General features: G+C 36.5%; 21 protein-coding genes and 1 tRNA gene. 17 read left to right on the forward strand and 5 right to left on the reverse strand.

Annotated features, from left to right (window positions below; genetic code table 11):
• Nucleotides 1-7 precede the first annotated feature (7 nt).
• Genes AC00Y6_RS10765 through AC00Y6_RS10775 form a run of 3 tightly spaced genes read left to right on the forward strand, consistent with a single transcriptional unit; the run spans nt 8 to nt 6605 of the window.
• Complete coding sequence (locus AC00Y6_RS10765; protein WP_474490616.1) at nt 8-3658, forward strand: YecA family protein; 3651 nt, start codon at nt 8-10, stop codon at nt 3656-3658.
• A gap of 29 nt (nt 3659-3687) precedes the next feature.
• On the forward strand, nt 3688-5142 hold the full coding sequence (locus tag AC00Y6_RS10770) for a toll/interleukin-1 receptor domain-containing protein (protein WP_474490617.1): 1455 nt from the start codon (nt 3688-3690) through the stop codon (nt 5140-5142).
• Between the two features lie 5 nt (nt 5143-5147).
• Nucleotides 5148-6605 carry a hypothetical protein gene (locus tag AC00Y6_RS10775; protein ID WP_474490618.1) on the forward strand — a complete coding sequence of 486 codons (1458 nt, stop codon included), beginning with the start codon at nt 5148-5150 and terminating at the stop codon, nt 6603-6605.
• 100 nt (nt 6606-6705) lie between these two features.
• On the opposite strand, the gene AC00Y6_RS10780 is transcribed toward AC00Y6_RS10775, so the two are convergent.
• From AC00Y6_RS10780 to AC00Y6_RS10795, 4 genes are all read right to left on the reverse strand, one after another.
• A tRNA-Ser gene (locus AC00Y6_RS10780) sits at nt 6706-6792 on the reverse strand.
• 44 nt (nt 6793-6836) lie between these two features.
• Nucleotides 6837-7856, reverse strand: coding sequence for an asparaginase (locus AC00Y6_RS10785; protein WP_474490619.1), 1020 nt, complete (start codon nt 7854-7856; stop codon nt 6837-6839).
• A 204-nt stretch (nt 7857-8060) separates the two neighbouring features.
• Nucleotides 8061-9017: an NAD(P)-dependent oxidoreductase gene (locus AC00Y6_RS10790; protein ID WP_474490620.1), complete on the reverse strand. Its 957-nt coding sequence runs from the start codon at nt 9015-9017 to the stop codon at nt 8061-8063.
• A 244-nt stretch (nt 9018-9261) separates the two neighbouring features.
• A complete protein-coding gene (locus tag AC00Y6_RS10795) occupies nt 9262-9663 on the reverse strand; it encodes an LNS2 domain-containing protein (protein ID WP_474490621.1) in 402 nt (133 codons plus the stop codon).
• Between the two features lie 265 nt (nt 9664-9928).
• On the opposite strand from AC00Y6_RS10795, the gene fsa reads away from it, so the two are divergent.
• From fsa to AC00Y6_RS10830, 7 genes are all read left to right on the forward strand, one after another.
• Entirely contained in the window at nt 9929-10582 is a 654-nt protein-coding gene (gene fsa / locus AC00Y6_RS10800; RefSeq protein ID WP_474490622.1) for a fructose-6-phosphate aldolase, read from the forward strand.
• 294 nt (nt 10583-10876) lie between these two features.
• A complete protein-coding gene (locus tag AC00Y6_RS10805; protein ID WP_474490623.1) occupies nt 10877-11497 on the forward strand; it encodes a phosphatase PAP2 family protein in 621 nt (206 codons plus the stop codon).
• Nucleotides 11498-11506: 9 nt separating this feature from the next.
• The gene (locus tag AC00Y6_RS10810) at nt 11507-11986 is read left to right on the forward strand and encodes a BlaI/MecI/CopY family transcriptional regulator (protein ID WP_474490624.1); all 480 of its coding nucleotides are present in this window, start codon (nt 11507-11509) and stop codon (nt 11984-11986) included.
• 145 nt (nt 11987-12131) lie between these two features.
• A complete protein-coding gene (locus AC00Y6_RS10815) occupies nt 12132-12671 on the forward strand; it encodes a nucleotide exchange factor GrpE (protein WP_474490625.1) in 540 nt (179 codons plus the stop codon).
• A 54-nt stretch (nt 12672-12725) separates the two neighbouring features.
• Nucleotides 12726-13838, forward strand: coding sequence for a molecular chaperone DnaJ (gene dnaJ, locus AC00Y6_RS10820; RefSeq protein ID WP_474490626.1), 1113 nt, complete (start codon nt 12726-12728; stop codon nt 13836-13838).
• Between the two features lie 134 nt (nt 13839-13972).
• The gene (locus AC00Y6_RS10825; protein WP_474490627.1) at nt 13973-14212 is read left to right on the forward strand and encodes a hypothetical protein; all 240 of its coding nucleotides are present in this window, start codon (nt 13973-13975) and stop codon (nt 14210-14212) included.
• Nucleotides 14213-14394: 182 nt separating this feature from the next.
• Nucleotides 14395-15039: a J domain-containing protein gene (locus AC00Y6_RS10830; protein WP_474490628.1), complete on the forward strand. Its 645-nt coding sequence runs from the start codon at nt 14395-14397 to the stop codon at nt 15037-15039.
• 228 nt (nt 15040-15267) lie between these two features.
• Here the strand turns inward: AC00Y6_RS10830 and AC00Y6_RS10835 are convergent, their stop codons facing one another.
• Nucleotides 15268-15936, reverse strand: a complete 669-nt coding sequence (locus tag AC00Y6_RS10835; protein ID WP_474490629.1) for a GDSL-type esterase/lipase family protein — start codon at nt 15934-15936, stop codon at nt 15268-15270.
• 152 nt (nt 15937-16088) lie between these two features.
• On the opposite strand from AC00Y6_RS10835, the gene AC00Y6_RS10840 reads away from it, so the two are divergent.
• From AC00Y6_RS10840 to AC00Y6_RS10870, 7 genes are all read left to right on the forward strand, one after another.
• Nucleotides 16089-16757 (forward strand): superoxide dismutase, encoded by a 669-nt coding sequence (locus AC00Y6_RS10840; RefSeq protein WP_474490630.1) that lies wholly within the window; start codon nt 16089-16091, stop codon nt 16755-16757.
• A 324-nt stretch (nt 16758-17081) separates the two neighbouring features.
• Complete coding sequence (locus tag AC00Y6_RS10845; protein WP_474490631.1) at nt 17082-17765, forward strand: response regulator transcription factor; 684 nt, start codon at nt 17082-17084, stop codon at nt 17763-17765.
• A 53-nt stretch (nt 17766-17818) separates the two neighbouring features.
• Entirely contained in the window at nt 17819-18184 is a 366-nt protein-coding gene (locus AC00Y6_RS10850) for a four helix bundle protein (RefSeq protein ID WP_474490632.1), read from the forward strand.
• A 97-nt stretch (nt 18185-18281) separates the two neighbouring features.
• Nucleotides 18282-19688 (forward strand): ATP-binding protein, encoded by a 1407-nt coding sequence (locus AC00Y6_RS10855; protein ID WP_474490633.1) that lies wholly within the window; start codon nt 18282-18284, stop codon nt 19686-19688.
• Between the two features lie 165 nt (nt 19689-19853).
• Nucleotides 19854-20564, forward strand: a complete 711-nt coding sequence (locus AC00Y6_RS10860; protein WP_474490634.1) for an MgtC/SapB family protein — start codon at nt 19854-19856, stop codon at nt 20562-20564.
• A 22-nt stretch (nt 20565-20586) separates the two neighbouring features.
• Entirely contained in the window at nt 20587-23292 is a 2706-nt protein-coding gene (gene mgtA / locus AC00Y6_RS10865) for a magnesium-translocating P-type ATPase (protein WP_474490635.1), read from the forward strand.
• Between the two features lie 215 nt (nt 23293-23507).
• Nucleotides 23508-24659, forward strand: a complete 1152-nt coding sequence (locus tag AC00Y6_RS10870) for an efflux RND transporter periplasmic adaptor subunit (RefSeq protein ID WP_474490636.1) — start codon at nt 23508-23510, stop codon at nt 24657-24659.
• Nucleotides 24660-24672: the final 13 nt, after the last annotated feature.

The raw sequence follows: 24672 nt of genomic DNA on the forward strand, positions 1-24672 counted from the left end.
AAGTGATATGAAAGCAGATGTTTATAAACCATGCCCCTGTGGAAGTGGTAAAAAAATAAAATTTTGTTGTGGAATTAAACAAATAACTAATAGTTATACTACAAAGCAAAACAGTTTTGGAAAATTTATCAAAGAAAATTCATCAAAGGAACTTCTAAAAATAATTTCATTCTTGCAACTGATTCCTGAAAATGCAACTAAATTAGTTAGATTAGAAGAAATTGTTCATTCAATAATTTCCAATTATAATAGATTGGATAATAAAATTAATTATCAAACATTCAATAATATTCTAGATGCTGAATTTTCTGAAGATTATAGAGAAGACCCAGCAGAAAGTTGCTTTTCAGAAATAATAATGTTTAAAAATGGAAATAACATTGTTTTTCCTGGTATTTGTAATAATAGTACTGAAACAAATCAGATATTAATAGAAGCTTTATACAAAAATGAAAGCAATATATCTCAGGAATGCCTAAATGATATAGAAAGTGGCATTTTGCTTAATTTAACTATTCATAATTATATAGCAAGAAGATTAGGAATTACAAGATATGAACATAAAGATGATTATAAAGGAAAAATTAAGTTTCCTATTCATTTGATTAACAATGAAAAGCTTGACATATTTGTGTTCCCAGAGATTGGGATAAAGGAAATTTGTACAGGATTGAAACTACCAGCTAACACAATAGAGAACTTCTCAATTTCACTTAAGGATATTTCACAAACTTATAATCCAGATGATTCAATACTATTAAAGAAGCCTTTTGTAAAGGTTGATGATGAATATATTTTAGTACTTCCATCTTCTCAAATGTACTCTTTAAATTATTTTATAAATAATAAAATAACAGCATATAATCAAAATGATGAATTCAAAAAAACATTTGAAAATATAATTAAACATAAAACAAGTCTTTTTTTCTATGCAATGGGTTGGAAGAGTCTGGATATTGAAGATGATTCTGATGAATTTCAAGTTTGGCAATTTGACTTAAATAAAATTGCAATTGTAAATTTTAGTATTAGTAATGAAAATGTTGACAATACAAAAAAAATAAAGGAGATTTTGAAAGAAAGAGATGGCTTTAATACAATGTATATCACAATAGTAGCAAGTCTTTCTGTAATAACTCCATCTTATTCTTATCAAAAAAACATAAATTTCTTAGATTATCAATTAATGCTTTCTTTTCATGATTTAGAAAGGCTAATGAATTTATACAATTTGAACGATTTAGACTTATGGAATTATCTTGTTGCACAAGAAAGAGCAATAAAGAAAGGACTTCAAATCTTACCACATTATTCTATACTATCATATTATTCATGGTACGAAAAAAATGGAAAATCTTTCTTTCCAAGTGATAACCAACCAGTACAACTTCTTGCCTTTGGATTTGATATACAGGGAAACAAAGTAATTGAATCATTACAAAAAAACGATAGACATTTGGTTTTAGATAAAATTAATGATAAGTGGGTTTATTCACCAGTTACAAAAACTCGAAAACTATTTCCTATTTATACTTCCGATAGAATTTTTAATGGAATTTTAGAACAAGTCTTAGAAAAATACGAAGTGCCAATATGGGTAAAATCAACGAAAGCTAATGTTTATGGAAATTCATTTACAGACTGTATAATATATTGGTTAAATGAGTTTTTTCCAACTTTAAAAAACTACCTGAATAGTGACATTTCTTCTCCAATTACATTTATTATAGATTTTGAACCTGAGTTTTTTGATTTAACAGATGACGAATTAAATAAAGAATATAATAATCCTGATGAAGTTGTCATAAAATCAGAAATTGATTTTAATAACAATGTAACAAAAATTTTAATCCCAAAATTATTATTTTTTTATCTAAATCAAAATAATAATTTGGGTGAACTTATTCTTATGAGAAAGGTGTTAAATAACCTTTCAGAAATTATTAAGTTATCAGAAGTAACTCTTTCTGTCGAGAACATCAATCTTATTCTAAAAAATCATATACCAATTGGTATGGCAAAAATGATAGTTACAGGAACTTCTATTTACGATATATCAAAAGATAATAGATATATTGATAAATCTGTAAAATTAGAAAAAGCCAATACTTCAATAGTTTTGGAAGATATGGCTGGTTGGATGAAGATTAAAATACCAGTAAATGTTACCAATGATGAGAAGAAGAAAGAAATATGTAGGATTGGTATTGATACTTTAATTGAAAAAATTAGAACTGAATTGAAAAATTATAATTCAATTGAGTTACTAAAGTTTTTAATGGAAAGACATGAATCAATTTTAAATAGTAATTCTTTCTATCAACTAAGATTGGTAACATACCATGAATGCTATGGAAAATATGAAGACATATTCAAAGATTTTATGGATGAAGATTCTGCTATTATTAGGACTGCATTGTGTTTAAGAAATTTAATAGAATTTGCAACGGCAGAAGTTTATTTTGGTAATAAAATCATAAATAATTCAGATATAGATTTTTTAGTAGCATTAATGGATGAAATTTTATTTTTAGGAGCAACTATTGACTTAATAGAATCAAAAATTGGTAATCCTAAAATTGGCTTATTACCATCTGGTAGACTGGGTGTTTCTAAAGAATCTTTTGATAAAATGAACGAATTTTCTTTAGAATTTAAAAAAGATGAATTAATAGAATATTTAGAATCATATGGTAGTGAGGAAACATCATCTAATAGTTTAACTGATGAATGTCTTGATAGAATTGACAAAATATTTAAGGAAGAATATGGAATTGAATTCTATTTAGCTTTAAGATTATTTAATGAACTTGCACATATTTGTATTGAAGATTATAATACATCATGTCTTGCTTTATCAAAAGTATCTTTTATCAAATTATTAAATGAAAAAACAGATTTATCACATTCTGAAATTAACTCTTTTTTGTATCATTTTGGATTAACACCGAGAGGGAATATTGGAATACCACCAGAGGGATATAATTATTCAGATATTTTTCCATGGCGTTACAATAGAAAATTATCTTACTTACTTAGACCTGTTATCTTAGTCAAGAATGAAAATAGTGAAGATACTATAATTTTTTCAGCAAGGCATCTTAATTCAGCATATGGTAATTTGCATTATGCATTAATAAATGGAATTTTAAAGGTAGATTCTCAGTATAAGAAAATAAATTCATTTCTTGCTAATAGGAATAATGTTAAAGGAAAAGAATTTAGAAATGAGGTGGCAAATTGGCTTAAACAAAATCATAATCATAATTTAGAAGTTATCCCACATGAATATAAAATTCCACGCAAAGGACAAATTAAGGATTATGGAGATGTTGATGTTTTAGCATTTGATAAAAAGAAAAAAATTATTTATTGTATAGAATGTAAGAATACAAAACAAACTAAAATTATTTATGAATTTGCAGTAAGCATTCAGAATTACATTAAAAAACAATTACCTAAACATTTGAATAGAATACAGTGGGTAAAAGAGAATAAACAGATTCTATCGCAAAGATTCAAATATGATTTTACAGATTTTAGTGTTAAATCTCTTTTAGTATCTTCATTTCAACTACCCTTAAAACTAATTGAAAATGTAAAAGATGTTGAAATTTATTCTCTAAATGAATTAAAAAGAAAATCAAATATTTTTTAGCCTTTGTATAATAAAACTAAGTAAACTAAATGGAAACAAAAAAGGTATTTATTTCTTATAGCTGGGGATTACAAGAACACCAGGAAAAAGTAAGAGAAATTGGAACAAGATTGATGAGTGACGGAATTGATGTAATCTTAGATCAATGGAGTTTAAAAGACGGTCATGATGTGAATTTTTTTATGGAATCAATTGTTAATGATAATACAATAAGTAAAGTATTAATTATTTCGGATAAAAATTATTCCTTAAAAGCGGATGGAAGAAAAGGTGGTGTTGGTACAGAAGCACAAATACTGACACCAGAAATATATGGTAATACCCAACAGGAAAAATTTATTCCTATAGTCTTTGAAAGAGATGAAGAAAACAAACCGTATTTACCAACATTCTTAAAATCCAGAAAGTATATTGATTTATCTACTGAAGAATACTATGAAGAAGAGTATGAAAATTTAGTTAGAAACATATTGGATGCTCCTCAGATTCGTAAACCAAAGCTTGGAACTATTCCAAGTTTTATCACAGAGGAGAAGCAACATGATAGCAAAACATACTTTCACTTAAAAAGTTTAGATAACCAGCTAAATAAGAATCCATTAAAAGTTAATTCATTAACAAAGAGTTTTTTGAATGATTTTCTAGAGAATCTTTGGAATTTTCAAATGATAGATACTCCACAAACGATTGTTGAGTTTGGAGAAATGTTAATTGATAACTTATCTTCTTACAGAGAAATGAGGGAAGATTATATACTCTTTCTCTTGAAAGTTAGTAAAGAAGAGTTTAACCTTGACGTCGATATATTAATTTATTTTTTTGAAAAAGTTTCATTATATAAGAAGCCAAGAGATTTTGGAACTAATGTTAGAGCTTATTATGAAGCAGATTTTGAAAATTTCAATATAATTTTTCATGAACTTTTTCTGTATACAATTGCTATTATTTACAAAAATGGCAATTATAATTTGATTTCAGATTTATTAAATTCTGGCTATTATTTTAGTGAAGTCACTGGAAAAAATCAAGAGCTTGAAAAATTCTATCATCTTTATTCATATAATCAGAACTTGGAAAATTATTACAAACAATTAGAAAATAAAATTACTGGTTTTGGACATTATATCATTACAAATCTAAATAGTAATTTTAGTAAGATGGAAATTATTTTTGCTGACTTACTTTGTCATTATATTTCTGAATTGCAATCAAAAAATTATAAAAAATGGTTTCCAACAACATATTTGTATAAGGATGAATACAAAGATTTTGATTTTTTTGTAAAACTAAATTCAAAAAGATTTTTTGAAAAGGTTAAACAGATTTTTGATGTAGAAGATATTCAAAGTTTCAAATCCTTAATTTCAAATTATGAGGAACTTGTTGAAAAAGAAAATAAAAAAAGGACTACCTATGGGCATTGGCATACAATTCCATTCATTCATGAACTCATTAAAATTAATAACATCGCAACTGAAAGATAGTATTTATGAAACTTTATATTGATTGGAATGTTCTTAATGGAATTAAGAATGGGAATTTCAAGGAATTTGAAGAAATTATTAGGCAAAAAGATAAATTTGTTATCATTTATTCTACTGCTCATATTTCTGATATAGCTGCAAGTTATTCTGAAGATCAAGAAAATCCTGAAATTCAATCAGATTTAGAGTTTCTTGCTGAAATAACAGATTTTATGTGTGTGTTTAACACTGGAAAAGATATTGTTTTTCGACAAAATGATCCATTTTATTTATTTGAAAATGAGATAGAAAGCAAAGATTTAATGAACGATTTTTCATTAAAAAATATTTTCAAGATAATAGATGATGATGGGAAAAATACTGAATTGATTGCACCATTGAAAGTAATGTTACAATCTTTTCCACTTGATGATGTGTTTAAAAATGCTTTTGAAAATCCTCAAAGTGCAGAAATAATGAACTCAATGTTTCCTGGTCTAAAAGATAACCCCACATTTGAAGGACTTTTTGATGGAATGGGCGAAATGTTAGAAAACCTCAATGAAAAAGAAGGATATAAAGATTTAAAAACTCCTTTTAAACATTTAAATGTTAATCAAGGAACATTAACCAATCCTAATAACAATCCTTTTGATGTTTTGAATGAGGCTTACAAAAAATTAGGTATTGAAGAGAGTCCGTTAAAAAAAGACTATTATCAGAAGGGGAAAAATGCTCCAATATGGTTTGATGATATAACCTCTGCATATATTAGTTTAGATATGCATGGTTTCCATTCTGATGAAGTTAAAGTTACAGAAACAAAAAAGAAAACATTTAAAAACACTACCCAAGATTCTTTCCATACTGCATTTGCAAGTACTTGTGATTTTTACATTACAAATGATAAGAAGAACTATCAAAAAGCAAAGGCAATTTTTAAAGAAAAAAATATTTTCACTCATGTTTTAAAAGCAGATGAGTTTATCAATTTTTATAAGGAAAATCTTGAAAAGGTTGATTTTATTACAAGCTGGAACAAATTTGAACAAGTAGCAAAGTCAGGAAAATTCTACGATATTTCAGATAAAAATAATCCTGATGATTTAAACCAAGTCCATTTTTCTACTTTCAACTATTTTGGATATTTTAATAGAATATATCTTTTCAATTCTGATGAAGATAAAAATTCAATCAGTTTTATGTTTGGTAAAGAGTTACCGACAAATTGTTTGGGTGTTTTTTACAAGGAAATTAATGAGATGGTTAAAATTATAGTTGATTATTTAGGAACTGACAGCAATGATAAAGGATATTTTGATGAATCAGAAATTGATGAGAATAATCACTGGACTGATAGAATTTGGGATTATGAAAAATTTCAATATAGATTGGTTCAGGATAAAAGATACTTTCAATTTTATTATCACTTTAAAATTCCCCAAGAAGATTCAGAAAGCATCTTAAGTGAAATAGTTTCCTAAAAATCTTTACAAATATTTGAGCAAGAATTAAGCAATTAGCACCTATATTAGCACCTGATAATACAAATCCCTGTAAGCTAATCACTTACAGGGATTTTTGCAGAGAGGAAGGGATTCGAACCCTCGATACAGTTACCCGTATACTACCTTTCCAGGGTAGCTCCTTCAACCACTCGGACACCTTTCTATTTGAGGTTGCAAATATAATGAAATATCCCGAATACAAAAATATTATTGAAATTCTTCGGTAACTTCTCCACAAATATCTTGTAAAAAAGAGTCCGCAAAGGTTTCTTTATAAGAAGGGTTGCCCAAAAGATGCATCACCTTGGTAATCGCAGATTCTGCGGTCATATCTTTTCCGCTAATAGCTCCTATTTTGCTGAAAATATTACTGTTGCTGTACTTCCCAAAGCTAATCCCGCCGGATACACACTGGCTGATGACGACAATCTCTATCCCCCTGTTGCGCAATTGCTGCAAAACGTCCAAGGTTTTTGACGGATTAAAAATAGTCCCAGATCCAAATACTTGTAAGACAATCGCTTCCGGTGTTTTAAATTCCAGTAACGATTCAAAATTCATTCCTGGGAAAATGCGGTAGAAAAGGACATTTTCGTTGAGATAAATATCGAGTTCAAATGTACCTTTGGGCTTCCACAACAGGTCTTTTTCTATATTGAGATGAACGCCGGACTGACCCAAAATAGGGTAATTCGGACTCTGATAAGCATCAAAAAATTCTGCCGAATATTTTAAACTACGGTTACCGCGCAAGAGTTTGTATTCAAAATAGATGGCCACTTCCCGGATCACGGCCTCATCATTCTCATAATGGCTGGCATAGTAGAGGCTGGTGAGCAAATTCTCTTTAGCATCCGTCCTCAGATCGCCTATTGGTAGCTGTGAGCCTGTTAGGATCACCGGTTTACCCAGGTTTTTCAGCATAAAACTGAGTGCCGATGCTGTATAAGACATGGTATCTGTCCCGTGCAGGATAAGAAACCCGTCATAGGCTTCATAATTCTTGGCAATCCAGTCGGCAATCATCCGCCATTCCTTCGGCCCCATATCTGATGAATCTACAGGATTCTCAAACGGGTGTACCGAGACTTCGCAGTCCAACAGGTTCATCTCGGGGATGCGCTTGAAGATGGTGGAAAAATCGAACGGGACAAGGCTTCCGGTGGTATAATCTTTTTCCATACCAATGGTGCCGCCGGTGTATATGAGGAGAACTTTTCTTTTCATAGGATATGTTGAAAGATGGCTGACACCGCAGCCCGACTTGAGCGGTTATCCTTTTTGCGAGAGGCTTTGCCGAGCAAAAAGATAATAGCGGAAGGCGGATTAAGCTGCCATCATAATTTGCAGCAAAAATAAAGTATTAGAATTAACCTGGAAAATAAAAAATGCCGATCGCATAGACCGGCATTTGTATCATTTTAAAGATTTCTATTTAACCAAAAGAATGCTTGCAATCTGGTTGGCCAGCTCTGTCCCAATTCTGTCTTGGGCTTCTACGGTAGCCGCTCCCGTGTGCGGGGTAAGAGAGATCTTGGGATGGTTAAGGATTTTCTCTGACGGCGTAGGTTCATTCTCGAAAACGTCTAATCCCGCGAAAGCCAATTTGCCGCTATCCAAGGCTTCTATCAAGGCCTCTTCATCTATAACGCCGCCACGGGCGCAATTAACGATGGCCGCCCCGGTTTTCATCTGAGCCAGTTCTGCAGCGCCAATGATAGGCCCGTTTTGCGCAGGTACGTGCAATGTGATAAAATCGGCATGCTGGATGAGCTGATCCAAAGGTTCTGTCTCTATCTCTACATTGATATATTGCTTGTTGTAAAAATTAACCCGAACGCTGGCTTTACCAATCCTGGTATCGGATGCAACAACTTTCATCCCGAGTCCCAGAGCTATCCTGGCTACCTCTTGCCCGATTCTTCCGATCCCGATAATACCAATGGTTTTGCCTCTCAGTTCTATACCTTTTTCGTAGGCTTTTTTAAGTTTAGCAAATTCGGTGTTCCCTTTTACAGGCATTTGACGGTTAGAGTCTTCCAAAAACCGGCATCCTGAGAAAAGGTGTGCGAAAACCAGCTCGGCCACAGATTCTGACGATGCTGCCGGCGTATTGATAACATGTTTGCCTTTTTCGCGTGCATAAGCCACCTCGATGTTGTCCATTCCTACGCCGCCACGGCCGATAATCTCCAGGCTTTGGCAATGGTCTATCATTTCCTTGGTCACTTTGGTAGCACTTCTCACAAGCAATACCGTCACCTGGTTTTCATTAATATAATTGATAAGATTTTCCTGAGGTACCTTGTCTGTAATTACTTCAAATCCGTTGTTTCTAAGTGCATCGATTCCGGATTGTGTCAGTCCGTCATTGGCCAATACTTTCATGATCTTTGATGTTGTTTTTGGGACATTATCTGTCCGTTAATATAAATGATTGAGAAGCACTGGGCTTCATTTTTTATAATTGTTAGTTTCAAGAATACTTTATCCCAAACCTGCCTGGGGTTAAAATCTTTTGCTTACAAGAGTTTGCAAAAACGATTTCTGATGTTATTGGGTCTAAAGGTTTTGGTATCCAATCAAAAATTCCCGAAAATTGAAACCTCGGGAATTTTTAGTCGTTTTATTTTTAGTCACGGAAAACCTCTATGGTTACCTGCTTTTCTACCAAGTCTGTAAATTTCCCTTTGTAGCGCGTGGCTCTTACTAGGTGGTTGTCTATCCAGTGGTAGTTGCCGCCCCGTGGTTTGCCCATAAGCACGCTGTGGTATCTGAAACCATGTGTATTAAGCCAATCTTCTGTAATCTTTCTAAGATCTTCTGTGCGCGAAGTAAAAAAGCATATCTGGTGCCCTTCGTCATACCATTTGTTGATGGTCTCCAAGGCATCAGGAAAAGGTTCGCAGGTGATCATTCTTTCCGGCTCTTCGTTGGGTACATCATCGGTAATGGTGCCGTCAATGTCTATCAGGTAATTCTTGATATCGCCCTTCAGCATCGGACTCAGATGTTCTGTGTATTCTAATTCCATTGGTTTCAAATTAAGTTGGCAAACTTAGAGTTTTCATCCCAAATTAACAAATCATTCTCAAAATCTTAATAGAATATTAATCTAAATCTATTTTTGGCAAAATTATTAAAGATTGACAGTATCCTACACATAAATGTGTTTTATAATTCTTTATTCTGATTACCTATTTCATTTGATTAATCTTAAATATTTTTGAATCATCTTTTCTTTTTATCTTCTGGAGTAAACTGTATCTTTGCGATATAATTTTTCAAAAAAACTTAATATGAAATTTTTTATAGACACAGCCAATCTGGACCAAATCAGAGAAGCTCAGGACCTGGGCATCTTGGACGGTGTTACAACCAATCCGTCTTTAATGGCTAAAGAAGGAATCTCGGGCAAAGAGGCTATCAACCAGCATTATGTTGATATCTGCAATATCTCGGATGGCGATGTTTCTGCAGAGGTTCTCTCTACAACTTACGAAGAAATGATTAAAGAAGGGGAAGAGCTGGCTGCGCTACATGAGCGTATTGTGGTGAAAATACCTATGATAAAAGACGGCATCAAGGCTATCAAATATTTTTCTGACAAAGGCATCAGAACCAACTGCACTCTTATTTTCTCCGCAGGCCAGGCACTTTTAGCAGCCAAAGCTGGTGCTACTTATGTTTCCCCGTTTTTGGGAAGGTTGGATGATATTTCGGTGGATGGCCTTAACCTGATCGAAGAAATCCGTGTCATCTATGACAACTATCTTTTTGATACCGAAATCCTTGCAGCTTCTATCCGTAGCCCAATGCACATCATCAACTGTGCGAAGATTGGTGCTGACGTTATCACCTCGCCTTTGGCTTCTATCCTTAATCTTTTGAAACATCCTCTTACGGATGCTGGGCTTGCTCAGTTCGTAGCTGACTCCAAAAAACTAGGATAATGATTACATTAAATAATTAGATGAAGGTAAACAGATGAAAAACTTCTAAACTATTTATATACTATAAACATATATTTAATTCTGCTCCTTTACTTTTTTACAATATATAACACCGGTCACTTCAAATGATCGGTGTTTTTATTTTCATTCAATTTTCATAAAATGGGTTCTTAAATTATTAGATTCAACTCGCTTCATCTAAACAAAAACAAACAGCTTATAACATATTAACTGTCAGCAAAATAAATATTGATCATTATCAACTTTTGATTGACAAAGCATTTATTTTGTAAATTGAACCCGAAACCTATCCAGATGCCAATCTCTAACCCTACAATTATTAAGCTTTCAAAAGCTATTTCCAACTTTTTTAACCCACTAGTTTCCCTACTCCTCTATTTTTTCTACTACAGTTACAAGAATTACACTTTGGCGGAAGCTTCCAAAAAATTTCTGCCTATCCTACTTCTTCTTATTGTACCCATCAGTCTTTGGATATACAGTAATGTGAAAAAAGGTAAATATACCAATATGGATGTTTCCAACAGAAAGCAGCGGCACTCATTGTATGTTTTTATCATCCTGGCCACCATTGTTTTTCTGGCAGTGGATTATTTCCTTCACCAAGAGATAGACTGGGCTATTATACTGTTATGCATCTTATTGATTATCATGCAGATTAGTAATTTTTTTATTAAAAGTTCTATGCATACAAGCCTTAACATCTATGTGGCGGCATTGTTTTTTGCAATCAACCCTGTGCTGGGAATCTTATGGTTCATATTATCCGTCATCATAGGCATTACGAGAGTTATCCTGAAAAGACACAGCGTGCAGGAAGTACTTGCCGGCGCAGTGATTGCGATTTTTGTATCTTTGGCCTATCTGATAATGGTGAAAGCCATTATTTTATAAATATTAAGAATGATACTACAAACGCTTACACCGTCTGAAGAAGAAATAATGCAACTCATCTGGAAAGAAGGCCAGATGTATTTCCGTGATCTGATGAGTGCTTTTCCCGAACCAAAACCGCATCAGAATACCGTTTCCACTTTTCTGAAAATATTGGTGGAAAAACACTACCTGAATACTGAAAAACAAGGGCGCATCAACCTCTACTCGCCTGCCGTGGCGTTGCTGGATTATAGAAAATTTGTTCTCAAAAACTTCCTGGAGAATTATTATGAAGGTTCTGCCCCCGAACTTCTTAAAATGATGATAGAAGAAAACCTGCTGAACGGGCAGGATTTCAGCCAGCTTTTTGAAGTGAAAACCACTCTGGTACCGTTGATGGAACACGAAGATAAAGAAGATCCTGTAAAAGAACTGGTAAAAGAACTTACCGGAAGCAAAAAGGATAAGAAAAAACATCAGGATAAAAAGAAAAAAAAGAAGAAATAAACAGCCTCATTCTATCCTGACTTTCCGACCCGGATTCTTAATCAACTCAAATCTCAACTTATCTTAATTGAATAAATCTGCCTAATTGTCAAAACCTGACAGTTGGCAAAAAAATTGTGAAATCAATACTATAAAATTATTTAAAATGGAAGAAAACAACGATAAACACGAAGAAAATCTGGCAACAGACCATCAGGACACACAAGACCAAGCTCAGGAAAATCAGGAAAATGTGTCACAGCAGCCAACAGCAGAAGAATTATTGGCAGCAGAAAAAGACCGTTACATTCGTCTTTACGCCGAGTTCGAAAATTATAAAAAAAGAACACTGAAAGAGAAAAATGAGTTCTACCTCTATGCATCTCAGGATTTGATGACTTCTATGCTTGGCGTTTTGGATGACTTCGAAAGAGCTTTGAAAGAAATCTCTAAAAATGGTAACGAAGCAGACTTTAAAGGTGTGGAATTGATTTATCAAAAATTCCGTAACAAGTTGACGGAAAAAGGCCTTAAGCCCATCGAAGTGAAAGCCGGGGACGACTTCAATGTAGATTACCACGAGGCGATTACCCAAATACCTGCACCTACAGAAGAACTGAAAGGTAAAATTGTAGATGTGATAGAGACGGGTTACCAACTCCATGACAAAGTGATCCGTTTTGCAAAAGTAGTAACCGGAAACTAAAAATATCAATGATAAAAGATAACCGGCAATACGGTTATCAATATTAATCCCATTATGACGAAGCGAGATTATTACGAGGTTTTGGAAATTACAAAAACAGCGAGCGGAGAAGAGATCAAAAAGGCCTACAGGAAAATGGCCATCAAGTTTCACCCGGATAAGAATCCTGGCGATAAGGCGGCAGAAGAAAAATTCAAAGAAGCTGCGGAAGCCTACGAAGTTTTAAGCGACGACAACAAACGTGCACGCTATGACCAGTTTGGCCATGCAGGCATGGGCGGCGCGGCCGGCGGTGGCGGCTTTGGCGGTTTTGGTGGCGGTATGAATATGGAGGATATCTTCAGCCAGTTTGGGGACATTTTTGGCGGAGGATTTGGCGGAGGTCAAAGACAACAGCAATCCCGAGGCTCTAACCTGAGAATCCGCATCAAGCTGAATCTAGAAGAGATGATTAACGGTACACAGAAAACCGTTAAAGTCAAAAAAATGAAACTGGCAGCTGGCGTGACGGCTAAAACCTGTCCTACATGCCACGGCAGCGGCGTTCAGGTTAAAATAATGAACACCATGTTTGGGCAGATGCAGACTCAAACTACCTGCGGCACATGCCACGGTGTAGGAAAAGTTGCAGATAAAATCCCGGCGGGAGCCAACGCTCAGGGACTTATCAAAGAGGAAGAAGAGATCTCTATCAATATTCCGGCTGGTGCAAGAGACGGCATCCAGCTTAATGTGAGAGGGAAAGGTAACGATGCTCCGCTAGGTGGTACACCTGGTGACTTGCTGGTAGTGGTTGAGGAGGAAGCGGATAAATTGATCAAGCGAGAAGGCGACAACCTGCACCAAGAGCTTTATGTTTCTTTCGCCGAAGCAGCTTTGGGAACCACCAAAGAAATCAATGTTGTTGGCGGAAAAGTAAAAATAAAAGTGGACGAAGGCACACAGTCTGGGAAAATCCTGAGACTGGCAGGAAAAGGCCTTCCTAATATAGAAGGTTATGGCGGAAAGGGTGATATGTTTGTTCATATCAACGTTTGGACCCCACAAAAACTAAACAAAGAACAAAAAGAATTTTTCCAAAAACAGATGGACAGCGGCGAGATGACTGCCGAACCAACCGGGAAAGAAAAAACGTTTTTTGATAAGGTAAAAGACCTTTTTAATTAATACTAAAGACTCCAAGTGGGTCTTTTTTTGTGCTTAAATTATATTAAAATCAATCACCTGCGAATATTGATATTTTTTAAAGTAAAGCCAGCGTGGCGACGTCTTCTTAAATGTAAAACGTAAATTTAAAAATAATGAAAAAAGGAATTTTAGCCATCGCAGGTTTAGCTGCCATTGCAATCATTGCCAAAAAGGCTCAGAAAAGAAAAGCTATCTTCAAAAACATTATGGATGAGTACGATGTTAAGGAAAGAACGCCATTTGGCTTTGCAGACCGCATCAGAACCATGGATGACAACGAGTACAATGCTTTTAAAGAGAAAGTAAAAGCACAGTTTGGAAAAGGCTGTTGCAGGACAAAAGCGGCGGAATAACCGACTGAAAAACTAAATGAATTGTTAGAAAAACGGAAGCTTATGGTTTCCGTTTTTTTATTGATGAATATTAAGTAGATGATGACAAAATGATACAAGACTTATAAACTGTATGAAGGAATTATGCACCTTCACCTTAAAATGTAGAATGCTGTTAAATCCTAAAGTGCTAAATTTGCTTTGTGAAGGATTACTACTACTTTCTCGGGATTGCCAGAAATGCTTCGGCTGAAGACATCAAAAAAGCCTATCGCAAATTGTCTTTAAAATACCATCCGGACAAAAATGATAATGATGTGTTTTTCTCTGATCGTTTCCGGGAAGTGCAGGAAGCTTACGAAACATTGATCGACACTGATCGAAAAAAACTCTACGACCAAAACCTAAGCAACCAGCAGCAGAATACCAGAAGTGTATTGCCTCCTAAGATTAAAAATTTCTCTGTAAGCAAAATACGGGTGCGCAAAGGAGAAGAAGTCACGGTCTACTGGAGCACTTATGATGCCGATGTAGTAAAAATAGTACCGTTTGGCCTGGAAAAACCCAGTGGCGAAAGACGGATAAAGATCAAAGAATTTGATAATTCCGGAAAGTTTCAGATCCTTTTGCATGCCACCAACAGCATCTTACACAAAACTATTGTCCAGGGCATTACAATCACAGAACTTACCGGAGACGTCTCAGAGAATCATGATGGTAACATTGCCGGCGAGTCTTTTACAAAACCCCAAGCCAAGGCAAAAAAAGAAACCAAGCCGCAACGGATGGTTTCTCTCATTATATTTTTGATATTAGCAATGCTAATAGTATGGCTGATCTTTAGCTGATCTTAGCACGCCCGGGACACTTTTTACAACGTTTCCCTTTTTTAAACTTTTTGCAGCACTTTTTCTTGTCGCAATACATCATTTCATCATATCTGTAAGCGGGAGCCAATGGCGCAATTTTGAAAGCTGTTACCTGAGAATTCATAACTGCAAATATAAATTAATTTAGAATAAATACAAATTAATTCTAAGATTGCAAGTTACTATAACAGCAAATATTTACATTAGTTATTTTAGATAAGGTGCCATCACCCCTGCCCAGAGCTTGTAACCTTCGGGTGTAATATGCAACCAATCTTCTCTATACAAATCTCTCCTCACTTGGCCGTCTTTATCATTCATCACTTTAGTAATATCAATAAAGTCGGTATTCTTTTTTGTTTTTAAATATGATTCTATCCTGTTGTTCAATTCCTTCATCTTTGGCCAAAGTGCCTCTCTGCTTGGGGAATATTTGATAGAGACATAAGCAACAGGAACTTTAGGATATTTTTGCCGAATCTTAGAAAAAAAAGAAGTAAATCTTTTAAAGACCGTATCTACAGAAGGATTGTTCATTGCAAAATCATTATCACCACAATAAATAACGATTTGTTTCGGATGATAAGGATCCAGAAGGTCATTCGCATAATGGTTAAGATCTACCAGCCGAGAACCTCCAAATCCCCTATTAATAATCGTTTTACCCGGAAAATAATCACTCACGTCCTGCCACTTTGTAAATGAAGAACTACCGACAAAAAGAATTGCATTTTTCGGGATACCGTTTTGCTGATCTTTGGTTTTAAAATCCTGAATGTCCTGCCAGTAAGGCTTTTCCTGCGAAAGCAACACTAGTGAAGACAGTAAAAGCAACAATGAGGCAACGGCTTGGAACAATTTTTTAAAACGTTTCATACTATATATCAGTTTTGAGGTAATCCAAATGTACAATAAAAATGTAATGCGTTTGTAACAAAAGCTTCTACTAGTATTTGGTCGTTTTTTTTTAATTTAGCCATGGCTGGTATCCCAACCAGCCTCCTCAATTATCTAATAAAATAAATGTTATGACAATTTTAAAAATCAGCTCAGCCCTAATGCTTGTGGCAGCCCAGTTTGTTTCGGCCCAGTTTAAGCAGACGCCACTGCCTTATGCATACAATGCATTAGAACCATTTGTAGATGCTAAAACGATGGAAATCCATTATACCAAGCATGCAGCAGCGTATGTAAACAACCTTAATAAAGCCATTGCCGGAACTGCTTTGGAAAAGGAAAATCTGGAGACAATATTATCGCATATCTCCAAAGAAAGTAATGCGGTACGCAACAACGCCGGTGGGCATTACAACCATGAACTTTTCTGGAAGGTATTGACTCCCAATCACAACACAAAACCCTCTGCCGAATTGCAAAATGCCATCAATCAATCTTTTGGAAGCTTAGACAACCTGAAAGCAGAACTCAGTAAAGCTGGTGCAGAAGTTTTTGGTTCTGGCTGGTCATGGCTCATCGTTACACCAGACAAGAAACTAGCAGTTACATCCAGTGCCAATCAGGACAATCCATTGATGGATGTTGCTAAAGTTAAAGGGACACCGATATTTGGTATCGATGTGTGGGAACATGCCTATTACCTAAAGTACCAAAACAAACGTGCCGATTACCTTTCCGCCTTATGGAATGTCGTTAACTGGGACGAAATCAGCCAACGCTACAGTGCTGCATTAAAATAAAAGATCAAGCCAAAGCCTCTTTTGATAGCGGTTTTTTTTATTAATCTTTATATTATAATCAACAAACATTGCCTAAGAATACTTCCAATGAGAGAGTATTAACCCTCCCTATACTACTAGCAACCGTTAAAAAAAAAAACAGTTATTAATTACCAATTTTTTAGCGCCAATAAAATTGGCTTTTAAATGTAAGTTTTATTTGCTCTTCTTTTTGCGATCATTTATGAATATCACATCACTAAATTGCACAAAAATCCTAGTCTGTTAAAAATCAAATTTAGTAACATAAATACGTAATTTTGTCATCGCAATACAAGGCATTCCATGAAAATTTTAATCATTGAAGACGACCAAAGGGTAGCAGAACTTATTAAAAGAGGTTTGGATGAGCAGGGTTTTGAAACCACGCTCGCCTACGACGGACTTTCGGGTAAGAAATTGGCGTTGCAGTATCCTTTTGATCTGATGATAACCGATATTATTCTGCCCAAAATGGATGGTATCGATGTGTGCAGACAGATCAGGCAAGTCAAACCAGATATGCCCATTATCATGCTTACGGCGTTGGGTACAACGGATGATAAAGTGGAAGGTTTTGATGCCGGAGCAGATGATTATCTCGTAAAACCGTTCGAAATGCGGGAATTGTTGGCACGCATCCGAGTTTTGCTGAAACGCAACAGCAAAATGAACAATGCGGCAGGTTTTATCCTGCGCTTTGCCGACCTTGAAATGAATTTGCACACCAAAATTGTGAAGCGTGGCGATAAAGAAATAAGCCTCACCCCAAAGGAATTTAATCTGTTGGAATACATGCTGCACCATCCAGAACGGGTATTATCGCGGGTGGAAATTGCCGAAAAAGTGTGGGATACCCATTTCGATACCGGCACCAACTTCATCGATGTTTACATCAACTATCTCCGAAAAAAAATTGACCGGGATTTCGATCAAAAACTCATTCATACCAAATCGGGAATGGGATTTGTCCTAAAGGCGGAATTGTGATTCTTGATTGCGGATTTATTCCGAAATCCGAAATTTTTCTAAAACATAGTGAAATGAACAAAGAGGAACTTAAAAACAGAACAAAGCAATTTGCATTAAGGGTAATAAAATTAGTGGAAGAATTACCTAATACAAAAGCTGGGCATACCATAGGCAATCAAATTATTCGTTCAGGTACTTCTGTGGCTGCAAATTATCGTGCTGCGTGCAGGGCAAGAAGTGCCGCAGATTTTATTTCAAAAATAACAATTGTAGAAGAGGAAAGCGACGAAACATTATTTTGGCTTGAACTTATTGTGGAGACTAATTTGATGAAACCAGAAAGAGTAAAAGATTTATTGAAAGAAGCAGATGAATTAACGGCTATTTTTACAGCAGCAGGTAAGACTGCTAAACTAAACAATCCAAAACGTAAATGATTCGGGATGTGGAAAAGCGGATGTTTAACTGCGGATTTGTTCCGAAATAAAAAATCCGAATTCACCAATCGAAAATCCGAAATCAAAACATTCTAAAATGACAATCCGCACCCGCATCACCCTTTTATTTACCCTCATTACCGCTACTATTTTAATGGCGTTTGCGGCTGTGATCTATGTTACCGCTAATGAAAACAGGGAAAAAGAGTTTTATGCGCTGCTCAAAAAGGAAGCCATTACGAAAGCCAATTTGTTTTTAAATGCGCAGGTTGATAAAGGCACGTTGCAAGATATTTACCACAATAACCGGCAGATTTTGAATGAGGTGGAAGTCGCAATATACGATACCGATTTTCATTTATTATATCATGATGCGGTGGATATTGATTTTGTGAAGGAAACCAAGCCCATGATCAACGAAATTGATCAAAAGAATGAAATTCGTTTTTATCAAAAAAAATGGCAGGTCATCGGTTTAAAGTATGATTTTAAAGGGAAAAATTACATTATTACTGCCGCGGCGATTGATCAGTATGGCTACGATAAATTAGACAATTTGCTAAAGACGATGGTGATTGTTTTCATTATTTCTATCGCATTTCTTTATCTGGCGGGACGTTTTTTCTCGCGAAAAGCATTCGATCCGATTAAGAAAATGACGCAACAGGCAGCCGATATTTCCGCGCTGAACCTCGATTTGCGTTTACCGTCCAAGAATAGCAAAGACGAACTTTCGGAATTGGCGAATACCTTTAATGAAATGTTGGGGCGGTTGGAGAATTCCTTTGATGCCCAAAAACATTTTGTTTCCAATATTTCCCACGAACTGCGCACTCCTCTTGCCGCCATTATTACGGAACTGGATTGGTCTCTGAGCAAAGACCGATCGACTGCGGAATATAAAAATGCAATCGAAAATGCGCTCAACGATGCCAAAAAATTAGCCCGATTGTCCAACAGTTTACTGGATTTGGCGAAAGCAAGTTACGATCCATCAGAAATTGCATTTAAACCTACGCGAATTGATGAGGTTTTATTGGATGCCAGGCAGCAAGTCGTACAAGCCAATGCCGATTACAAAATCAATATTCATTTTGAAAATGATTTTGACACCGAGCAGCAGATTACCGTGAACGGAAACGAATATCTGTTGAAAGTCGCCTTCGTTAATCTTTTTGAAAACGGTTGCAAATTTTCATCCGACAAAAGCAGCACGGTTTCTATTTCTTTCCATACAACCGAAAGTGCGAATCCGAAATCTGCCATTCAACACGCTTCATTCATCAAACTTAACTTCAAGGATCACGGCATTGGTATTTCAGAGGATGAACTGCAAAACATTTTCAATCCGTTTTATCGCGGCAACAATCAATCCTTCGCCGAAGGAAATGGTATCGGACTTCCCCTGACCGAAAAAATTATTGCGTTGCACAAAGGGAGCATCGCTGTGCAGTCGGTACCGCATCGCGGAACTGTTTTCTCGGTGGAATTGCCCTCGTGCTAAATCAAAATTCTACCGTTGAATCGTATTTTCAAAATTGATTTTGGAAAAATGTCTTTTATTCGTACTTTTCTAATGAAATTCTAATTTTTTTCTATCGCATCTCTAATACGTGTTGTAAAGCGAGTTTCAGACCTTTGCAATCTGTTTTAATAAAAGAGAAAAGCAATGGGATTATTGGAATTTACACTACGAATATTCGCTGCTTTACTATTCGGGGTTGCGATTGGTATTGAACGCCAGTGGCGCCAGAGAAGTGCCGGATTGCGCACGAATACCTTGGTTTCTTTGGGTTCGGCAGCGTATTTATTAATTTCTGTTTCGATGACGGATACTGCGGGTGATCCCAGTAGAATTGCGGCACAGATCGTTACGGGAATTGGTTTTTTGGGAGCAGGCGTCATCATGAAAGATGGTTTAAGTGTGCAAGGTTTGAATACGGCGGCTACAATTTGGTGCTCAGCAGCGGTAGGTTCTCTTTGTGGGTTGGGGTTGTTTCGCGAAGCAGCCGTGGTTACCGCAGCCGTTATGCTTACGCATCTATTGCTTCGTCCTTTGGGACAAAAAGTGAGTTCTTTTACACTGATTAAAACGGCCGCTACACAAATCGATTACTTATTTACCATCAAATGCAAGGTGTCAGCAGAAAATCACATTAGAGTACTGCTGGTGCAGATGTTAGGCAATGATGAAAAAATACTGCTAAAATCGTTGAGTAGTGATGATACCGAGGATGTTGATACCGTGGTGATTACCGCTGTTATTCAATCTTTCAGCCAACAGGATAGTTTGATAGAACGTGCTGCCAGCCGTTTGACTATTGAAGATCAAGTGATAAAAGTGAGTTGGGAAATTATAGGAACACAATCAGAATTATAAATAAAATTAAAAAGCAGAGGCAATGCTAAAACGGAATATTAAAGAACAAAACGGACTGCATTCGGTGGTGAATTCAACCGGAATGAACATGGGCACGGTGACCAAACTAAGATCCGCTGCCGAGCAGGATGATAAATTGGTGTATGCGATGCTCGAAACCAGTGAAGAAGGCATCAGCAACGAAACTGCTGAAGACCGCAGGCAAAAATTTGGCACAAACGAGTTACAGCATCAGAAAGCCCCCAAATGGTATGTGCAGCTTTTGAAGGCATTTGCCAATCCCTTTATTTACATTTTGCTGTTTATCGCGGCGATTTCTTTGGTCATCGATGTTTGGCTTGCCACGCCACAAGATCGCGATTATAAAACGGTTGTTGTGGTTTCCATTATGGTTTTAATCAGTGGAATTCTGCGATTTGTACAGGAATACAGAAGTAATGCCGCTGCCGAAAAGCTCAAAAGCATGGTAAAAACCACCGCCACGGTGCAGCGGAAATTTCAGGAACGAAAAGAAATCGCCATTGAAGAACTGGTGCCGGGCGATATCATCTACCTTTCCGCCGGTGATATGATTCCTGCCGATTGTCGCATTGTCCAAAGCAAGGATTTATTCGTAAGCGAAAGCATGCTAACAGGCGAAGCATTACCCGTTGAAAAGGGACATTTTCCAATTCGAGATGCTCAAAACAAGCAACCCACCGAGCTCAACAATCTTTGTTTCATGGGAACCAATGTGGTGAGTGGATCTGCTACCGCAGTGGTAGTTGCAACGGGCAGTTATACTTTTTTTGGCAGCATCAGCAAATCTATTGTGGGCGAACGTCCCGAAACCAGTTTTGATAAAGGAATTAATAAGGTCAGCTTTTTACTCATTCGATTTATGCTGGTGATGGTTCCGCTCATCTTTTTAATCAATGGTCTATTGAAAGGTGATTGGGGCGAAGCATTACTTTTTGCCATTGCAGTAGCAGTCGGTTTAACTCCCGAAATGTTGCCTATGATTGTGACCGCCAATCTCGCCAAAGGCGCCGTAAATATGAGTAAACATAAGGTGATTGTGAAACGCTTAAACTCCATCCAAAACATCGGCGCAATGAACATCCTTTGTACCGATAAAACGGGAACATTAACCATGGACAAAATTGTGTTGGAAAAACACCTGAATGTGGATGGTGTAGAGGATGATGAAGTCTTGAAATGGGCCTACCTGAACAGCTTTCACCAAACCGGATTGCGCAACCTGATGGATAAGGCGGTGTTGGAACATGTAGAAGTGAACGATTACCTGAAAGTGGATGAACAATATGTGAAAGTGGATGAGATTCCTTTCGATTTTCAACGCCGGCGAATGTCGGTGATACTTAAAAAAAATGACGGTAAACATTTGCTGATTTGTAAAGGGGCGGTGGAAGAAATGCTCGAATTGTGCAGCAGCGCTTTTGATCCGGGTGAAGACCGCACCATCCATATGGAAAGGGATAAAGTGGTACCGATGGACGAGAAAATACGGGAAATTGTAGTCAACACCTCCAAAAAATTAAACGAAGAAGGGCTTCGTGTTTTGTTGGTTGCCATTCGTGAGTTTGATGGTACGCATCCGCTTAATTATACCGTTGAGGATGAAAATAAGATGACCTTAACAGGTTTTATTGGTTTTCTTGATCCCGCAAAACCTTCATCAAAACCAGCTATTGAAGCATTGCAAAAATTGGGCATAGGCATCAAAGTGATTACGGGCGACAACGAAACCGTAACGAAGAAAATATGCGGCGATGTCGGGATTTCTGTACAGCAATTGATTAACGGCAGCGACCTGGAAAAAATGTCCGACGCAGATTTGCAGGAGCAGGTGAACCATGTTTCGGTTTTTGCCAAATTAAATCCATTGCAAAAAGTGCGGGTGGTAAAAGCATTGCGTGCCCAAGGGCATACCGTAGGTTTCATGGGCGACGGAATCAACGATGCTGCGGCACTCAAAGAGGCCGATGTAGGCATTAGCGTAGATACCGCCGTAGACGTTACGAAAGAAAGTGCCGACATTATTTTGTTGGAAAAAGACCTGATGGTGCTTCGAAAAGGCGTTGTTTACGGGAGAAGAACTTTCGGTAATATCATTAAATATATCAAAATGACAGCCAGTAGCAATTTCGGTAATATGCTCAGCATGATTGGTGCCAGTGCATTCTTACCATTCTTACCGATGCTGCCCGTACAGATTTTGGTGCAAAACCTGCTTTATGATATTTCGCAAATATCCATCCCTTGGGACCAAATGGATAAAGAATTCATAGAACAACCCAAGAAATGGGATGCCGGAAGCGTGTCTAAATTCATGCTATACATCGGTCCAATAAGTTCTTTATTTGACTTTGTGACATTTGCCGTGTTGTTCTTCGTGTTCAAAGCAAATTCACCGGAACACCAGACATTGTTTCAAACCGGTTGGTTTGTAGAAGGCTTGCTTTCCCAAACGCTGATTATCCATATGATCCGTACACGAAAAATACCTTTTATACAAAGTTGGGCTGCCAAACCGGTGGTAGCACTCACTTCACTCATTATGGTAATCGGAATTTTGATACCGTTTTCACCTTTTGCCAGTATGCTGAAAATGCAACCTTTGCCAATGAGCTATTTCCCTTGGTTAATTGGGATATTAACAGGATATTGTTTCCTCACGCAATGGGTAAAAAACTGGTTTATCAAAAAATTTAATACGTGGTTGTAACTGTATAACCAGTTTATAATAATAAACAGGGATGGAATGTACATATTTCATCCCTGTTTTGTTTTTAAACAGTACGCTTTCTAACAAAATTCTAATTTTTTTCTGTGGGTTTTCTAACGGTAAAAAGGCCGTAGTCTGCTGACCTTTGCCGCATCTTCTGAAAAGGAAACAGAAGATTGAAATTTTAAACATAATCAAACTCATAATAAACTATGATGATGACAATCAAAACCCGCAAAGTTAGAAGCACTACAATCCTCTTTTTATTGCTCACCACAATGTCTTCGTACCTGTTTTATTCCTGCAATAATGCAAAAGAAGATAGTCCTGAAAACACACCAAACTACACCATAAAAGGCGATACCGTTGTGTTAACTAAAAACTCAAATATAATATCGAGTTTGAAATTCAGCACCATTGCCGAGCAGAATTTTAGAAGGGAAATGACTACTGCAGGCACGGTCAGAACCATTCCAAATGCTTATGCCGAAATCGCACCGCCTTTTGCCGGGAGAGTGTTGAAATCGTATGTAAAATTAGGACAAAAAGTAGTTCCCGGCTCTCCCATATTTGAAATCAGCTCACCGGATTATTTCAACACCCAAAAAGAATATTTTGACGCAAAACAGGAATTTCGCCAGGCCGAACTGAACCTGAAACGTCAGCAGGATCTGCTGAAACACGGCGTAGGTGTACAACGGGAACTCGAAGAAGCTGAAACGGAATTTTCCATCAAAAAATCTGCACTATCCAATGCGGCAGCTGCTCTAAAAACCTTTAACATCAATGCTGCAAATATGGTATTGGGGCAGCCTTTAATCGTGCGTTCGCCCATCAAAGGTGAAATAGTGAACAATAACATCGTGTTGGGTCAGTATGTAAAAGAAGATGCATCAGCTATTGCCACGGTTGCAGAATTGTCGGAAGTATGGATTGTAGGACAGGTCAAAGAAAAAGATATTCGCTATATACACGAATTGGATGAAGTTGAAATCAAAGTTTTGGCCTTTCCTAATCGCATCATCAAAGGCAAAGTATATCACGTCAACGAAATCGTGAATGAAGAAACCCGCAGTGTGGAGGTGTTGATTGCCTGCAAAAATCCCGATCACGACCTGAAACCAGGGATGTACGTTACCGTACTTTTTAAAGACACACCGGAAAGCTCCGTACAGGTTCCGGCCAAAGCGGTATTTCAGAATAATGAAAAACAATTTGTTTTCGTGAAAATCGACAATACCCATTTCGTAAAAAGACAGATTGAGACTGCGGGTACTTCGGATGGAAAAATTGTGGTTACATCGGGGTTACAGCCCGGCGAAGTGATTGTAACCGACGGAGGATTTCTGATGATCAGAAACTACTGATAAATACACAAAT

It is taken from the genome of Epilithonimonas sp., from assembly GCF_056329745.1.

What these genes read in the sequence shown, in the direction of transcription:
- AC00Y6_RS10765 (WP_474490616.1), top strand. Translation starts at nt 8, where the DNA reads ATGAAAGCAGATGTTTATAAACCATGCCCCTGTGGAAGTGGTAAAAAA.
- AC00Y6_RS10770 (WP_474490617.1), top strand. Translation starts at nt 3,688, where the DNA reads ATGGAAACAAAAAAGGTATTTATTTCTTATAGCTGGGGATTACAAGAA.
- AC00Y6_RS10775 (WP_474490618.1), top strand. Translation starts at nt 5,148, where the DNA reads ATGAAACTTTATATTGATTGGAATGTTCTTAATGGAATTAAGAATGGG.
- AC00Y6_RS10785 (WP_474490619.1), bottom strand. Translation starts at nt 7,856, where the DNA reads ATGAAAAGAAAAGTTCTCCTCATATACACCGGCGGCACCATTGGTATG.
- AC00Y6_RS10790 (WP_474490620.1), bottom strand. Translation starts at nt 9,017, where the DNA reads ATGAAAGTATTGGCCAATGACGGACTGACACAATCCGGAATCGATGCA.
- AC00Y6_RS10795 (WP_474490621.1), bottom strand. Translation starts at nt 9,663, where the DNA reads ATGGAATTAGAATACACAGAACATCTGAGTCCGATGCTGAAGGGCGAT.
- fsa (WP_474490622.1), top strand. Translation starts at nt 9,929, where the DNA reads ATGAAATTTTTTATAGACACAGCCAATCTGGACCAAATCAGAGAAGCT.
- AC00Y6_RS10810 (WP_474490624.1), top strand. Translation starts at nt 11,507, where the DNA reads ATGATACTACAAACGCTTACACCGTCTGAAGAAGAAATAATGCAACTC.
- AC00Y6_RS10815 (WP_474490625.1), top strand. Translation starts at nt 12,132, where the DNA reads ATGGAAGAAAACAACGATAAACACGAAGAAAATCTGGCAACAGACCAT.
- dnaJ (WP_474490626.1), top strand. Translation starts at nt 12,726, where the DNA reads ATGACGAAGCGAGATTATTACGAGGTTTTGGAAATTACAAAAACAGCG.
- AC00Y6_RS10825 (WP_474490627.1), top strand. Translation starts at nt 13,973, where the DNA reads ATGAAAAAAGGAATTTTAGCCATCGCAGGTTTAGCTGCCATTGCAATC.
- AC00Y6_RS10835 (WP_474490629.1), bottom strand. Translation starts at nt 15,936, where the DNA reads ATGAAACGTTTTAAAAAATTGTTCCAAGCCGTTGCCTCATTGTTGCTT.
- AC00Y6_RS10840 (WP_474490630.1), top strand. Translation starts at nt 16,089, where the DNA reads ATGACAATTTTAAAAATCAGCTCAGCCCTAATGCTTGTGGCAGCCCAG.
- AC00Y6_RS10845 (WP_474490631.1), top strand. Translation starts at nt 17,082, where the DNA reads ATGAAAATTTTAATCATTGAAGACGACCAAAGGGTAGCAGAACTTATT.
- AC00Y6_RS10850 (WP_474490632.1), top strand. Translation starts at nt 17,819, where the DNA reads ATGAACAAAGAGGAACTTAAAAACAGAACAAAGCAATTTGCATTAAGG.
- AC00Y6_RS10855 (WP_474490633.1), top strand. Translation starts at nt 18,282, where the DNA reads ATGACAATCCGCACCCGCATCACCCTTTTATTTACCCTCATTACCGCT.
- AC00Y6_RS10860 (WP_474490634.1), top strand. Translation starts at nt 19,854, where the DNA reads ATGGGATTATTGGAATTTACACTACGAATATTCGCTGCTTTACTATTC.
- mgtA (WP_474490635.1), top strand. Translation starts at nt 20,587, where the DNA reads ATGCTAAAACGGAATATTAAAGAACAAAACGGACTGCATTCGGTGGTG.
- AC00Y6_RS10870 (WP_474490636.1), top strand. Translation starts at nt 23,508, where the DNA reads ATGATGACAATCAAAACCCGCAAAGTTAGAAGCACTACAATCCTCTTT.